Source organism: Gluconacetobacter tumulicola (genome assembly GCF_014174215.1).
Lineage (GTDB): Bacteria > Pseudomonadota > Alphaproteobacteria > Acetobacterales > Acetobacteraceae > Gluconacetobacter > Gluconacetobacter tumulicola.
On the sequence record NZ_JABEQL010000023.1, the window covers coordinates 46,955 to 61,672 of the forward strand.

At 56.9% G+C, this 14,718-nt stretch carries 15 protein-coding genes and 1 pseudogene; 5 read left to right on the top strand and 11 right to left on the bottom strand.

The genetic code is table 11. The annotated features are described in order from the left end of the window. Positions 1–12 precede the first annotated feature (12 nt). The 3 genes from HLH29_RS14830 to HLH29_RS14840 all read right to left on the bottom strand — a co-directional run bounded on the left by HLH29_RS14830 (position 13) and on the right by HLH29_RS14840 (position 2,972). A complete protein-coding gene (locus HLH29_RS14830) occupies positions 13–615 on the bottom strand; it encodes an isochorismatase family protein (RefSeq protein ID WP_182968154.1) in 603 nt (200 codons plus the stop codon). Positions 616–662: 47 nt separating this feature from the next. Beyond that, complete coding sequence (locus HLH29_RS14835; protein ID WP_182968155.1) at positions 663–1,682, bottom strand: LysR family transcriptional regulator; 1,020 nt, start codon at positions 1,680–1,682, stop codon at positions 663–665. Between the two features lie 66 nt (positions 1,683–1,748). Then, positions 1,749–2,972 carry an MFS transporter gene (locus tag HLH29_RS14840; protein WP_061471206.1) on the bottom strand — a complete coding sequence of 408 codons (1,224 nt, stop codon included), beginning with the start codon at positions 2,970–2,972 and terminating at the stop codon, positions 1,749–1,751. A gap of 93 nt (positions 2,973–3,065) precedes the next feature. Between HLH29_RS14840 and HLH29_RS14845 the strand changes: the two genes are divergently transcribed. Further along, entirely contained in the window at positions 3,066–3,512 is a 447-nt protein-coding gene (locus HLH29_RS14845; RefSeq protein ID WP_182968156.1) for a winged helix-turn-helix transcriptional regulator, read from the top strand. A gap of 57 nt (positions 3,513–3,569) precedes the next feature. Here the strand turns inward: HLH29_RS14845 and HLH29_RS14850 are convergent, their stop codons facing one another. After that, positions 3,570–4,637 (bottom strand): zinc-binding dehydrogenase, encoded by a 1,068-nt coding sequence (locus HLH29_RS14850; RefSeq protein ID WP_182968157.1) that lies wholly within the window; start codon positions 4,635–4,637, stop codon positions 3,570–3,572. On the opposite strand from HLH29_RS14850, the gene HLH29_RS14855 reads away from it, so the two are divergent. After that, positions 4,608–5,315, top strand: coding sequence for a TetR/AcrR family transcriptional regulator (locus HLH29_RS14855; protein WP_246374280.1), 708 nt, complete (start codon positions 4,608–4,610; stop codon positions 5,313–5,315). The two genes, HLH29_RS14850 and HLH29_RS14855, sit on opposite strands and share 30 nt — an antisense overlap. 20 nt (positions 5,316–5,335) lie before the next feature. On the opposite strand, the gene HLH29_RS14860 is transcribed toward HLH29_RS14855, so the two are convergent. The 7 genes from HLH29_RS14860 to HLH29_RS14890 all read right to left on the bottom strand — a co-directional run bounded on the left by HLH29_RS14860 (position 5,336) and on the right by HLH29_RS14890 (position 11,117). Then, a complete protein-coding gene (locus HLH29_RS14860; protein WP_408871981.1) occupies positions 5,336–7,546 on the bottom strand; it encodes a relaxase/mobilization nuclease domain-containing protein in 2,211 nt (736 codons plus the stop codon). Positions 7,547–7,625: 79 nt separating this feature from the next. Further along, complete coding sequence (locus HLH29_RS14865; RefSeq protein WP_182968159.1) at positions 7,626–8,279, bottom strand: lytic transglycosylase domain-containing protein; 654 nt, start codon at positions 8,277–8,279, stop codon at positions 7,626–7,628. Positions 8,280–8,283: 4 nt separating this feature from the next. Next, positions 8,284–8,619, bottom strand: coding sequence for a DUF736 domain-containing protein (locus HLH29_RS14870; protein WP_182968160.1), 336 nt, complete (start codon positions 8,617–8,619; stop codon positions 8,284–8,286). Then, positions 8,603–9,208, bottom strand: coding sequence for a S26 family signal peptidase (locus HLH29_RS14875; protein ID WP_182968161.1), 606 nt, complete (start codon positions 9,206–9,208; stop codon positions 8,603–8,605). Before HLH29_RS14875 ends, HLH29_RS14870 begins: the two co-directional genes overlap by 17 nt. Then, positions 9,205–9,720 carry a DUF2840 domain-containing protein gene (locus tag HLH29_RS14880; protein ID WP_182968162.1) on the bottom strand — a complete coding sequence of 172 codons (516 nt, stop codon included), beginning with the start codon at positions 9,718–9,720 and terminating at the stop codon, positions 9,205–9,207. Before HLH29_RS14880 ends, HLH29_RS14875 begins: the two co-directional genes overlap by 4 nt. Beyond that, positions 9,717–10,847 carry a replication initiator protein A gene (locus HLH29_RS14885; RefSeq protein ID WP_182968163.1) on the bottom strand — a complete coding sequence of 377 codons (1,131 nt, stop codon included), beginning with the start codon at positions 10,845–10,847 and terminating at the stop codon, positions 9,717–9,719. Before HLH29_RS14885 ends, HLH29_RS14880 begins: the two co-directional genes overlap by 4 nt. Then, entirely contained in the window at positions 10,848–11,117 is a 270-nt protein-coding gene (locus HLH29_RS14890; RefSeq protein ID WP_182968164.1) for a helix-turn-helix transcriptional regulator, read from the bottom strand. It abuts the gene before it with no gap. Positions 11,118–11,288: 171 nt separating this feature from the next. Here HLH29_RS14890 and HLH29_RS14895 point away from each other — a divergent pair, with 171 nt between their 5' ends. From HLH29_RS14895 to HLH29_RS14905, 3 genes and pseudogenes are all read left to right on the top strand, one after another. Next, positions 11,289–12,902, top strand: coding sequence for an AAA family ATPase (locus tag HLH29_RS14895; RefSeq protein ID WP_182968165.1), 1,614 nt, complete (start codon positions 11,289–11,291; stop codon positions 12,900–12,902). Between the two features lies 1 nt (position 12,903). After that, a complete protein-coding gene (locus HLH29_RS14900; RefSeq protein ID WP_182968166.1) occupies positions 12,904–13,878 on the top strand; it encodes a hypothetical protein in 975 nt (324 codons plus the stop codon). Positions 13,879–14,020: 142 nt separating this feature from the next. Further along, a pseudogene (locus tag HLH29_RS14905) lies at positions 14,021–14,618 on the top strand (transposase); the annotation flags it as partial. Between the last annotated feature and the right edge of the window lie 100 nt (positions 14,619–14,718).

Sequence of the window (14,718 nt, forward strand, 5' to 3'; positions counted from 1 at the left end):
GAAAAAACGCCCTCAGTCCTTCCACGCGGTGCTGTCCTTCACGACGACGGCGAACATATCCGCCAGTTCGGCCAGCGCAACGCGGCGCACGGTTTCGGCCGCGATCGTTCCGCCCAGCGGATCAACGACATCACGTGCGGCAATGGCGTCCGCCACAAGGGTCACGCGCAGACCGTATTCCTCCGCCGCCGCGCGGGCCGTGGTGGACACGCAGACACCCACCGTATCCCCGGCAATGACGACCTCATTCCGACCTGTCTCCTTGATCCGGTCCGCGAGCCCGGTGCCGATAAACGCATTCGCATGGGTCTTGAACAGAACCGTCTCCCCTTCGCGGGGCGTCACCTGGGGCAGGAAATCGCGATACGGACTATCGCTGGCGAAGGCGGGAGCACCTGGTCCTGCGTCATGGGCGATATGGATGACCGGCACGCCATTGCGACGCGCAAGGGCAAGAAGCCGCCCGGCCTCATCCGCCGCCGCATCGACATTGGCAAGTGGCACCCGTCCGTCGCGATATTCGCGCTGGATGTCAATCAGGACCAGCACCGACCGGCCAAGCGGCGACGGGCTGTCGTCGAGACCGTAGATCTGGCGGAAGGTTTCAAGGGTCATGGGGATTTTCCTCCTGATAATAGGCTATTTTGACAGCCGGCGCTTCATCAGGGTGCGCCGCCTGTTTCGTGATGTCCCGGTGTCTTGACTGGAAACGAGGATGGCATGGTTTGAGCCTGCATGGTCCAACCATCCATGCGACTCATATGCGTGGCAAGGTCCAGAAGCTTACGCAGCGCAGGGCTGCGGTTCTGAGGCGACCAGACGGCGCTGAACCGGGCCTGTTCGTTTTCGTCATCGATCGGACGGAAGACGACACCGGGAAATGGCACATAGCTCCCCGCCTCGTGGGTCAGCGTGATCCCCTCTCCTGCGGCAACCATGTGCATCAACGTATCCCGCCCTACATTGCGCCGATGGAGGCGCAGCGATCGTCCATGTTCAGCCACACGCCGGACGATATGTTCGAGAACCTGCGGCCCTGCGCCGCCCTGCCGCACAAGGAAGTTCTCTGCCGCAAGATCTGCCCACGCAAGGGATTCTAGCCTCACAAGCGGATGTGCAGCAGGAAGAGCGATCACCAGCGCCTCGTTCCAGAGATGTCGGCAATGGCAATCCGGCACATTGGCAACATTGACGATGAAGGCCACGTCGAGTTTGCCCTCGCGGATCATGGCAAGAGTATGTGAAGACGATCCTTCGACGATGCTCTGTTCAATTGCCGGATGGGCTGCGCGATAGCGCTGGCGCAGATCAGCGAGGAAACCGGTTGCAATCGAACCGTGTAGCCCGATCGTGAGCCGCCCCACTGTACCATCAGAAATTGCGCCTGCCGTCCTAACGGCATGATCGATCTGCTCTATCCCTGCGGAAACCTCTGCGACGAAACGGTGTCCGGCCTCGGTCAGCCGGACACCGCGATGACGCCGCTCGAACAGGACGATGCCCAATGTCTCTTCCAGGGCCTTGATCCGGGTGCTTACGCTCGATTGGGCAACACCGAGCGCGTTAGCCGCATGTCGGAAATTCAGATGCTCCGCGACGACCAAAGCCTGAACAAGAGAACGCAAAGGAAACTGTGCCCCCAAAGACGTATATCGGGCTTCAGCTCTCTCGCAGCGCCTCATTCTATTTTCTCAAGACCAAATGAATTAAAGCACCTGAATTGCCATAATGAGGAGGAGATTTTGTCATTACCCTTCTCCCTGCTGCCGGTTTTCAGACTTTCTTGAAGCCGCAATGAAGAAGCCGACTAGGCCCAAAAGTCCACCGAACAGGCTCACTCCGATCCAACCTGCATAAGCATAGATCATTGTGGACAAAACGGCCCCTATGGCACTGCCTAGCGAATAGAAAGCCATATATGCGCCGACGATGCGGCTCCCCACCCCGCGCGCGTTTGCTAGGATGAGACTCTGGCTGGTGACGTGAATCGCCTGAATGGCAAAATCCAAAAGCAGAACACCGATGATTAGGGACCAGATCGAAAAGGGCAGTCCCGCGATAAAAACCCATGAGACGACTGCCAGGAGGAAGCATAGGATCGTCGTGCGCCGTGCGTATCCATGATCGGCCCAGGCGCCAGCCCTTCCTGCGCCGAGCGCGCCCGTCAGCCCGGCAAAGCCGAACAGCCCGATTTCTGTGTGGGGAAGGGAGAACGGCGGCGCGCTCAACGGCAGGACGAGCGGCGCCCATAGCGCGTTGAACATCGCGAAGATCAGAAATGCCATGACTCCGCGCCCTCGCAGGATCGGCATGTCGCGGTAGAGCGAGAGAGTCGAGCGGATCAGCGCGAGGTAGGACAGTTGTGCCTCTGGAGCCTCCTGTTTCGGCAGAACTGCAGTGAGTGTAACTGCCATCACGACCGTCAGCACGGAAGAAACCGCATAGACCGCCCGCCAGTCGATGAGATCGGTCAGAGCACCGGCGATGATGCGCGCGCACAAGATTCCGATCACGACGCCGCTCGTCACCTGCCCAACCACCCGGCCACGTTCGGTGGGAGCCGCCCGGTTTGCGGCATAAGCCACCAAGGTCTGCACGAGAACGGAGAGCAGTCCGACCGCGAAGAGGCTGATGAGCAGGAAGACAAAGGATGGTGCCAGCGCGACGCCTGCCACCGAGATAGAAGCTGCCACTCCTTGCCAGAGGATGAGACGACGAGATGGCAACAGGTCACCGAGCGGGACGACAGCGAGCAACCCAAATCCATAGCCGATCTGCGTCGCCGTGATCGCGCTGCCGATCATGCTGGGGGCGACGTGAAAATCCCGAGCAATCTGATCCAGGAGCGGCGCCGAATAATAGACATTCGCCACGCTCAGGCCGCACGCTGCTGCCAGCAACAGCACGATCACCCCGCTCAAAGGAGGCTGAGAGGAGACGCATAAAGGTTGTTCTGAAGGGGGCAGGAGCATCAATCGGACTCCATTAATGGTTCTATAATAGAACCTATTGAATGGAATCCTGTCCAGTCTTATTTTAGGACCAAGTTCGGAAAGGAGCACCGCATGGTCAAACGGGTCAGCATGAAGGCGGCCGACTGCCCAGTCGCCCGGTCTCTTGATGTGATCGGCGATTGGTGGTCCTTGCTGATCGTTCGCGATGCGTTCGATGGCGTGCGCCGTTTCGGCGAATTTCAGAAGAGTCTCGGCATCTCGAAGGGAATCCTGACCAGCCGACTCCTTGCTCTTGTGGAATTTGGTGTTCTCGCCGTCGAGCCGGCTTCCGACGGAAGCGCGTGGCAGAATTACGTGCTCACGCCAAAAGGCGAAGGGCTGTTCCCGATGATCGTAGCCCTTCGCCAATGGGGCGAGGTGTTCTGCTATGAGAAGGGAGAGGCTCATTCGATCCTCATAGAACGCAAAACTGGAAAATCCCTGGCGCCGTTGCGTGTCCGTTCTTCGTCCGGCCGAGTGCTGGACGCACGCGATACCTTGGTAAAGAAAATATCTTGAGAAATATTGACTGATGGAATCCTCTATTTCATTGAAACGATGAAATAGATTCATGCCTCATTTCTCGATCGCGAAGTCGATAGCGACGATGCCGACCGTGTCGTAGCGTCCCATTGCCTCCAAGACCGGGGTTATTCGGTCAAGCTCCACGGTTTGGCTCACCACCTTACCAGGGTCGAGAACGCCAGCCTCACACATGGCGAGCATCGTGTCATAGCGATGTGCCTGAAGCCCGAAAGCACCAAAAAGTCGAAGCTCATTGAGAAGGATGATGTCGATCGGAAGTCTCACGTAGCCAGCTTCGACACGGGTCGTATGACCAATCTGCACATGACGACCACGCTTGCGCAGCGACAGAACTGAATTGAGGCAGGTTTCCTCAATGCCCAGTGCATCAATCGAAACGTGAACGCCGCCACCGGTCAATTCACGAATGGCCTCGACGGGATTCGCTTCACGAGGATCTACCACGATGGCCGCGCCAAGCTTTCTGGCGGCATCGCGTGCATGTGGCGAAGGATCGACGGCAATGACCTTAGTTCCAACCGCAGCTGCGATCTGCACGGCCGATAGACCCATGCCGCCACATCCATAGATCGCCACCCACTCGCCGCCTCTTGCGTCCGCCTGATCAACAACAGCATGAAAGGCTGCGATATAGCGGCAGCCAAGGCTAGCAGCGGCAAGCAATGTCATACTTTCAGGAACGCGCACAAAGTTTACGTCTGCGTGGCGGACCATTGAATACTCTCCGAACGCTCCCCAGAAAGACACGCCAGGAACAAGAAGATGGCCTTCGTCGCAGATATGCTGCTGTCCATCTCGGCATTGCAGGCAGGTGCCGCACCCGGGATTCATCGGATAAACGACGCGATCTCCAGGTTTCCATTGGCGCACGTCAGCACCAACCTCCTCAATGATGCCGGCGAACTCATGCCCGAGGACAAAAGGCGGTTTAATCGAGAGGCCACGCCAAGCCCAATCGTCAGTCCATAAATGCCAATCGGTACGGCAGATGCCATTCGCTCCGATCCTGACAATCGCGCCATCCGGCGGACATTCAGGGTCGGGAATCGAACGAACAACGAGAGGTTTTTGCAGTTCCTCGACAACGGCGGCACGCATGTCTTTCTCCATTCCTTAGTGACCAACAAAGAATGGAGGCTTGCCTTTCGATGTCAAGCAAATTATTTGTCGTTCGACCAACAATGGAGATCCAACATGGCCGGACGGCCGAGAGAGTTCGACCGGGACGCCGCATTAAGGAAGGCACGCGACGCTTTTTGGTCGCGCGGTTATGAAGGTGTCTCGATGGCCGATCTAGTCAACCTGTTAGGATTGGCTTCGGCACGTATCTATGCCGCCTTCGGATCGAAGGAATCGCTATTCCGTCAGGCGATAGCACTCTATGACGCAGATGAAGGTGGTTTCGCCACAAGAGCGCTTGCTGAAGAGCCTACGGCAAAGGCCGCATTCCGACGTATCCTGATTGAAGCAATCGAAACCTACACGAAGCCGAATCATCCGCGCGGATGCATGGTCGTTTCCGCCGCTACCAACTGCTCAAGCGAGAATGACAGATTACGGGAATGGCTTGCGGCGTTTCGCTGCCGTCGCACAGCTTCGCTCGTCGAGCGGTTGGAGAAAGCCGCTATTGACGGCGAGCTTCCTCCTGATGCTGATCCGCAGGCTCTTGGAGATTATTTTGCGACGGTTCTCCACGGCCTTTCTGTTCAAGCACGTGACGGCGTGCCGAAAGAGCGATTGCTGGCCATCGTTCCCACAGTCATGCGAAGCATCTAGTAAAACTCGTCGGGCCTTCATTAAATCTCTATCCCTCTCTGCCGTCCCACGTTCCACGACACCGATCCTCCCTGCACAACGCCTGTCACCTCCTGACCGAGGTGGCGCTCGATCACAGGCCGCCACGGGACCAGCGTGAACTCATGGGATTTCTCGACAATGGCGAATTTCCCGCTGGATAGCTGGGCGGTGCCGGTGAACGTGCCACTGACCGTCTCACCATCAGCAACCACCCGAAACGGCACGGATTTCGTTGCCGCCAGCTCTGCCCCAACACGAGCAACCTCCCGCTCCTGAAGCGTGGCGATCAGGTTACGCCGATAGCTGACACGCCCATCCGGTCGGCGGACAGCATCACCCTGCTCGATCAACCGCTCCCGCCGCTGTTCCATCGCTTCGCGCACCTGTTCCCCGAAGCCGGCAGGCACCAGATCGGACACCGCACCTCCGACCAGCCGCCGGTCGAGCCAGGTCGCGCCATCCGCGCCGATCTGCCTGTCGAGGTCGAACGACGACAGGACACGAATATTGGCCCTGCCGCCCCTCCCCGCATCGTGGGCAGCAGCACGGGTGGCGAAATCCTCGGGAATACGCCACTGGTCGGCGTCGATCCTCTCGACGATCCCGGCCCGGCGCAGGGCCTCCAGCCGCCGGACATGGGAGGCGACGAAACCGTCATAGTCGCCGCCCGGCACGCGCCCCTCAAACCGGGCCTGTTCCAGATGACGGCTCGGCCGATAAACCCCTCCCTCGGCCATGCTGGCAATCGCGCGATCGGAGGGACGCCCGGCGCTATCAGGCGGGCCAATCTCGACGATGCTGCCAATCCGCGCCTCCGCGACGCGGACCGCATCCATGCCGGAAACGTGGTGCGTGCGGCCATCGATCCCATCGACCACCAGCGTCAGTTCTTCGCCCAGTTCGTCCGACAGATGCTTGTCGATGACGCGACCGACGATCTGCGTCGCCGGTGCTGCATCATGGATCGCGAAGCTCATCGGGTCGCGCTCGGCGCCCTCCGCTCGGAGTGCCTTCTGCATCGTGCGGATGATGTCGCCGCGCTCGCCCATCTCGCGCAGCGTCGGCTCCAGCCGCTCGCTCAGTTCCCACACGCCGGGCGCATGTTCCGTGGCGAGACCCATATCGCCCAGCTTGCCAAGACGACGCAGGCGGAGCGTCCGGTCCGCCTGGACGCGCGGATCATCAGGCTCGTGGCGCAAGTCGAGAAACCGGTCATTGGCTTCCCCGAGCATCGCCCGGTCGATGCGGGTAAAACGATCCTGGCCGATTTCGGCAACCAGCTTGCGGCGCTGCTCGATCTCCGTGACGGGGCCGAGTTCCAGCGTCACCAGTTCGCTCGCCCGTTCGCGGATGCCGTTGGCGAGATAGTCGCCGTTGATGACCAGATCCTCGCCCAGCTCGTCACGGCCGTTGACGACGACATGCACATGCGGATGGCCGGTATTATGGTGGTTGACGGCCACCCAATCGAGCTTCGTGCCGAGATCGGCTTCAACCTGCGCCATCAGGTCGCGGGTATAGTCCGTCAGGTCGGCAAGATCCCCGGCATCCTCCGGTGAGACGATGAACCGGAACTGATGGCGGTCGTCACGCCCACGATCGAGAAAGGCTTCGCCATCGGCACGGTCTTCCGTCCCCGAATAGAGCCGTCCCCGCTCGCCATCGCGGGCGGTGCCGTCGCGCTGGATGTAGCGGAGATGGGCAGCGGCCTTGCCGTTTCGGCCTGCTCCACGGACGGAACGGGATTTTACGATGACACGACGGCTCCCCGGCCGACGATGGCTCCAGCCATTCGAGAGGTTCCGGGCGCGCACGAACGTCGCCCCCCTTCCACGTCGCACGCCACGCCCGGACGCGATGCTTCCCTCCCCCTTCGGGGAACGTCCGGGACCGCCTCCTCGGAGACGTCCGCTCCCACCGCTCGCCGCCTGCTGCTGGCGCGTAACCGTCCGCACCCTGGTCAGGAAACTCCTGGCACGACCGACCTTCGGCGTGTCGGCGCGGATACGGCCCGGCCTCGGGCGGAAGAGGTTGTCGTCGCCCGCGTTCATGGCCGCCGATCCGCCCGAAACTGCCACAAACAGACAGGAGTGCCGCGAAAAACGGGGCGGAAACTGACTTCGCCGCCTGTCGCGGCACCATACCCCCTCAAAGGGGGTGCCACCCAAAACAATGTGCAGACAAGGGCTTGCCCTGCGGATCGGACCCATGGGGTGCCGTCCGCTTTAATCTTGCGCTCCCTCTTCTGCCCTCTTTTCGTCCCTCCGCCCCCTGCCCTGCACATTGTCATCATGGCCGCGATCCCATGCCGCCACGCACCATGAACAGGCCCTCCGATCGCGGCATGATCCCCGACATATCTCGCGACAATGACGCCACCGCGCTGCGATCCGGCTGCACGATAAAGAGCGGCGCACGGGTCCAGGCAAACCGATCGGCCGCCGCGAGCATGACGGGAGCATCGCCGCCACCTCCGATGAGCGGCGCAACGGCAGCGACATAAGCGCGTGTTTCCGATGGCAGCGGACGCCCTGCCAGAGACGCCTCGTAGCGATCGGGACCGGCATTATAAGCAGCGAGAAAACCCGGCGAACCGTAGCGGTCATGCAGTTCACGGAGATACGCCGCGCCCGCCAGAATGTTGTCGCGCGGATCATTAGGATCACGGCCGAGATGATGACGGACACGCAGTTCCGCCCATGTGCCGGGCATGATTTGCATCAGCCCCATCGCCCCCGCCGACGAAATGGCACCCGGATCACCAGCACTCTCAGCGCCCATCACGGCCCTGATCCATGTCGCCGGAATGTCGAAACGCCGTGCAGCATCAGCGATCTCGGCAGCATACGGGACGTCGAATGTCTGCGCCGACACAGCGACTGGCAGCATGGACACGAGACATCCCGCTGCCAGCAGACACGCAATCCGGGTCTGATTGCGCATGGTATCAGTCCCGTCCATCGCGCTTGTGGGGGCGGCTCCAGTGCAACGACCAGATGCCGCCATCACTGCCATCACGGAACAGATTGGCGCGCACCGGCTGCGGCAGGATCGGATCGTCGATCAGCAGGGCAACGTAATCGCCGGCACGCTCGCCCGTGCGTTTCCAGCCGGCACCGATCTCGGGACCGTCCTCGTCATCGCGATGGATGCGATAATCCGGTGCGTTGTCGGATTCCGATTTCTCGGCCGACACGATGACGATCTCATGAGAACCAAGGAAGGTCTGGATGCGTCCGGCAAAACCGGTCTTGTCGCGCGTGAAGCTACCGATCTGCGGCATGGGAAGTCTCCGTAGCGATGTTGGGAAGGAACTGCATGGGCCTATCAGCGAACAGGTCATGCCAGACGAAATGGCCATCGCCGCGCACGTCGGTGTAGAGCGGCGTCGCCCGGCCGATCAGGGTGGCGCGCGGGAGCGGGCCGAAATAGCGGCCGTCCAGGCTGTCGCGAACGGCTGGGTTCATGAGAAAAATCTGATCTGGTGCGATGCGGCGGCAGCCCTGCCAGACCAGCAACATACGCCCGCGCCGGTCACGCTCCTGCGCCTCGCCGAGCCACACACCATCCACGGTGACGGTGCGCCCGACACGGCACACCTGTTGTCCCGGCAATGCCGCCACAGACTTGAGCAACGGCACACCCCACCCGATATAGCCGCGTCCGACCATGAAGTCGGCTAGTGGTTTCGGTGGCCTGACGGCGACCAGATCACCGACCTTCAGCCCATTCGGTGCGACAAGGTCGTAGAGACCGAGCGGCGTGCTGGCGGAGGCATTCCAGAGCAGCTTCACCGGCACGGGGACGATGGCAGCAACGGCCACACCCATCGCGGCGAAATACGTCGCCATGACATAACCGAAGCGGGTCATGGCACGATCTCCCGCCGTCTGAGCCAGGCCCGATGACGTACCATCGTGTAGACGCGCGGCGGCTCACCCGCGTTCAGCCGGTTGCCGACATGCCGCCAGTGATCGGGCGAAACCGCGCAGGCGTCGATGCCGGCCTTTTCCACCGCATCGATATGACGGAGAACCTGTTCGACCTTCGGCCAGCCCGCGACCCGCAGCAGGATTTCACCGCCCGGCCGGACGAAGGGCACTGTCTGGCAGGGTTCTCCCGATGCCACGGCGCGCAGGATGTCGATGCGTGACGCGATCGTGCCGAAATCGTTGGCCGCCCAGCGGACGAAAGCAAAGACGCTGCCGGGATGGAAGGAGAAGATGCGACGCCGACGGTCGAGGATCTGCTCCTGAGCCTCATGGCCGAACCTGATCCAGTTCTCGACGCGCTTTTCGATGTGGGTCAGCTCGACATGGGTCAATGCGTCGTGTGCGAATGGCAGGGCGTGGCCCCGCGCACGGGAGGTTGTGGAGTTGGTCATGGCCCGTCTCCCGCTATGGGAGTCGGACCGCGCCTATTCGCATTGCACGGCCTGTCGGCGGCACCGGCACCACGGTCGGCATCCGGTCGCCCCAACATCAAAAAGTTAGATTCTAAGTTAGACTCTAAGTTAGGAGCGCGATTCCACGTTTCAGGCCAAAGACTTAACTGGGGTTCGTGCGCCTGAAATCCCGATAGTGATGCGCCCGAAGTCCCGATAGTCCCTGCGCCCGAAATCCCGTGTCCGTCCACAGCGTCATCCACAGGCACTGTGGATAAGTTGAGAGGGCGAATATGCAGCAGGTTCCGCCGCCCTTCGCGCCGGATCGTGAGGCGATAACCGGGAAGCGACTGGCGGGCGGCGATGCGGCGCAGGTCGAGCGCAAAATCGGAGACACGCGCCAGGCTGCCGGATTTTTCGTGGAGATGGGCGATCTCGAACAGCCAGCCCTGCGGCTGGTGTCCTGCATGTTTGCGGGCGACGCGGTAGAGCCAGCGTTCGATACCACCGGTCAGACGGAAATAGGCCGGGTCGATGGTCAGGACCAGTGACCGGTCGATGACTCCGCGATAGAACCAGTCAGGCAGAACGCACTCCATGCCCTCGACACGGCCGTCGCGGGTGGTCCGTTCCTCCCATTCGTTGATCCAGGAGAACTGGTGGCGACGCCAATGTTCGCCATTGCGGATAGTGGTGCGGATCACGGTCGATTGCAGCCGAGCGAACGCGGCCTTGAGCAGGCGATAATCCCGCGCACCTGTGGCACGGCCCACGGCCGTCAGAAGCTGGTACGGGGTGAAGCGCAGGAAGCGTGATGTCCTGCGTGATGTCCTGAGGCCAGCATTCTCGGCCTCGACGATCTGCGAGGCGGCCCAGATCAGCACGTCCGCATCCCAGATCGTCGCCATGCCGTGCTCGGCCAGGCCGTGAATCTCGACACGCTGACCGCCGGCCTCATAGAGGATCGGAGCAACGCGCTTTGCCTTGGAAAGCGAGAAGAACGGCCGCTCCATCAGGTCACGCTGGTCGCGGGGGCTAGCATCGCCACCCGCGATGACGAAGGGGTCGAGGCGCAGCCGCTCACTCTCCCGCCCCTGCTGGCCGCGCTGCGGCATGACGCCGGCCATTCAAAGGGTCGCCTTTTCGGCCGGGGTCAGCGGGCGGGCGGGAAACACTCGGCACGGTGTCTCGTCCGTCGTGGATCGACGGACGCCGTTCGCGGCCCATCCCTGAAGATCGTCGAGGGCATAAACGATACGGCCGCCGATCTTCCGGTAAGTCGGACCGGTGCCGTAGGTGCGGTGCTTTTCCAGCGTACGGATGGAAATGCCGAGGAAGCGCGCTGCATCGGGCGTGCGCAGGAAACGGGGCGGCAACCCCGTCTTGAGATCGAGCATGATGGGGCCTCCGGTTGGGTTCGGCGGCTGTCGGTCACGACAGCGGGCCATGGCGAACCGTGGCGGAGGATCGGCGGTCTGGAGAGTGCCGGAATCAATGAGGGCAATTTCGTCCCTCTACGACAGCGACGGAATTCTTATTGTGACGGAGTTCTATAGCAATGGGACTGAATGTCTGATTTGCGCAGCTCATCCGATAAAACTGCACACCATTCTCTTGTTCAAAGACATATATTGCTACATCATGCAATCAACGTTTTTTTAGATTTAGGCATAAAAATGTTAAAAGAGATAAGATTGAGTAATTTTAAAGCATTTGGAAAAACACAAAAAATACCTTTAGGCCGCGTCACTCTAATATATGGACCAAACTCTGCTGGAAAGAGTTCAATTATACAATCTATACTATTAATGCGACAGTCCGTGATCCCGACCGCAGCATCAGCGAACGAAAGTAAAGTCGTATTTCGAGGGGAAGATGTTGATTTAGGTAATTTTAAATCAGCCCTTTATAAACACGACACAGATAACAGAATGCAAATTGGTTTTTCATTTGACGGATATTCTACTCGCGGCACTTCTCCAGGCGGACATTTCCCGAGATCTACATTGCGAAGCATTGATGTCAATATCGATACCATTCCAACGTCAGAAGGAGGAGAAAATGGAGATGCTTGGATTAATGAGGTAAAATTTGGAGTTCTCGATTATACCACATCGCTTGTAAGAGTCGCTCAAGGAGAAAAGTCCCATCAAGAAATGGATGAGGATATGCCTTCATTGTATAGGATAAAAGATTTAAAATCGGCCGAAGGTCTAAGTGAGATGATTCACAATATAGATCGTCGAAGCAATAATTTTAACCGAGAAAAAGAATCCAACTCATATGATATAAATAAAAATATTAAAACCATATGGAAAGACTGGTCTTTTTTTCCTATATCCTCCTTACCAAGCCAAACTTACTTTAATAAAGATTTTTTTGAAAAAAATCGCACTCGCTTTCATTCTGATTTTTTCCATAGAATTTTGTTTGAATCGCTTCCTTTTGATACCATTAGGAAAGATCTATTGGCAGAATTTGCAAACCTCTCATATCTGGGTCCTCTGAGAAGCCCTCCTGCTCGGCATTATATCGTTTCAGGTGGTGATAGAGGCTCGGTGGGACAACGCGGGGAACGAATGCCTCAACTCCTCTACCGAAGGAAAAGCAAGATAATTCCTCGTATCAATGAAAAACTTGCACAATTCAAGATTCCATACACAATAAATGTCGCAAATGCTGGGAATAGTCTTACTGGAGATATTATAGCAATATCTCTCACCGATGCTGATGGCGTGATCTTAAGTCCTTCTGATGTCGGTTTTGGAATTGGCCAACTAATGCCAATCCTCGTTGAGGGCACCGTTTCAACAGGTAAAACAATCTGCGTGGAGCAACCCGAAATCCATCTCCATCCGCGTCTACAAGGGCATCTAGCAGATTTCTTTATCAATACATCAAAATCTCAAGCTGAACCAAATCGAACCAGCAAATCCGAAGGATTTGGAGGAAACCAGTGGATCGTAGAAAGCCATAGCGAAGCACTCATTCTTAGATTACAAACTCTCATCAAGAAAAAATCTATTCCGCCCGAGTTTGTAACTGTTTTGTACGTACAGCCAACGAAATACGGATCTCAGGTATTGCATCTCAGACTTGATATAAACGGTGAGTTTTTAGACGAATGGCCAAATGGATTTTTTGAGGAAAGTTTTCAAGAGATATTTGTCAATAGGCAATAAAATGACTATTAAATTTGCACTAGAATCAGCGGCACTTTGGCCCAGTCCTAGCACTGGCCAAGCGACAGAAAAAGCTAACAATATTCGATTTTTGGATTTTTGGCGACGATATGGAGTTTTTTTTATGAACTCTAATACTCAACCAATCAATGATGCGCTAGAGGTGATGCCTCAGCCAATCCGTAAGCTATGGCAAGCTGCATTGCTTAGCGAAGGCTTTAGGAAAGTTGATTATTATAACGAAAATAACGAAGATTTTTTCAATACTCCAGAAATACTTCTAAATAATTTTCATGATGTAGATATCGCATGCGTAGAGGCTGATACAGCTAGTAAATATCTTCCGAAAGATGAGTATTGCGGATTTTTCGAGAACAAAAAACCCGAGATATGCCGTTTTGATTGTGTAGACAGTTCAAATCAAGTTATAAAATTTAGAAATCTATGGGATCAAATTATTCCATCCGGGACCAGCCGCGATAATATTTGGAAAGATCGATTCTATGGCTTAACTTTTTTTGCAAAACGGATAGCTATAATAGATCGTTACTGCGGAAAGTCGATATCTCAATGTTATACAGAAGGAAGGTTGTCAGGAACAACATTTTTTTTAAAACTTTTGAGTCAGATTCCTGGAGATATTAAAAATAAAAGCATTTCTATTTATACATCTGACAAGGACGTAGATATTTCAGATATTCAGGCATCTTTGGAAAAGCAGTTAAAAGTGAATAAAAAGAATATCGCATCAGTTCGTTTATATATTGCGCAAGATAGAGAATTTTCAAAAATTTCTCACGATAGGTTTTTGAGATTCGATAATATTGTAACTAGTATCGGGAAAGGAATTTCCTTGTTTGAGCATGCATCATGCAAAGAAAATTTCTCATGTGCCATACAAAATGACGATGGTTCCTTTAAAGCTCATATCGAATCTTTTCTGCAAAACGTCTCTTCTTTATATTCAATTAAGTAGCAGTTGGTAGGGAAGTGTTCGCCAATCGGAACTCTCAGGATACTCCTGAGAGTCCGTTTGAGAATGGTCATGGATGGACAATTTGAATAGCCCCTAGATTTCTGGACGCCCGAGCTCCTAAAAATGAGGACAGGAAGCGTTGATGGGGAAGCCCAATTTCAGTGATGAGTTCAAGCGTGATGCGGTGGCGCAGATTACCGAGCGGGGATATCCGGTAGCGGAAGTTTCGCAGCGGCTTGGGGTCAGCACACATTCGCTGTATGCGTGGAAGCGACAATTCGCGAAGATAGCATCAGGCGATACCGGCAAGGATGCCGAGATCCGGCAACTGAAGCGCGAACTGGCCCGGGTGACCGAGGAGCGCGACATCCTAAAAAAGTCACCGCGTATTTCGCCAGGGATGCAAAGTGAGATAGGCCTTCATTGCCGAGGATCGCGATCATTTTGGAATTCGGGCAATGTGCCGCTGTCTGGCCGTGCAGCCCAGTGGGTATTATGCCTGGCGGAAGGAGCCGCTGAGCCGACGGGCTTGCGAGGACGCCCGACAGACCACGTTGATCCGTCAGGCCTGGCACGACAGCGGCAGGGTTTATGGCTACCGTAAGCTGCACGATGATCTGCTCGATCAGGGCGAGACCTGCTGTCCGAACCGCGTGGCACGGCTGACACAACTGGCGGGTATCAAGGCACAGATTGGCTACAGGAGACGGCCAGGTAGCCATAGTGGCAGGGGGACTGTCAGGAATTTCGTGTGCGAGGCGTTGTTCACGTTGTTGATCAGACGGTGGCGCGTGCGAAGCGTTCACCGAAGAGAATGGCGAACTGGGCCTTTGCCATGGA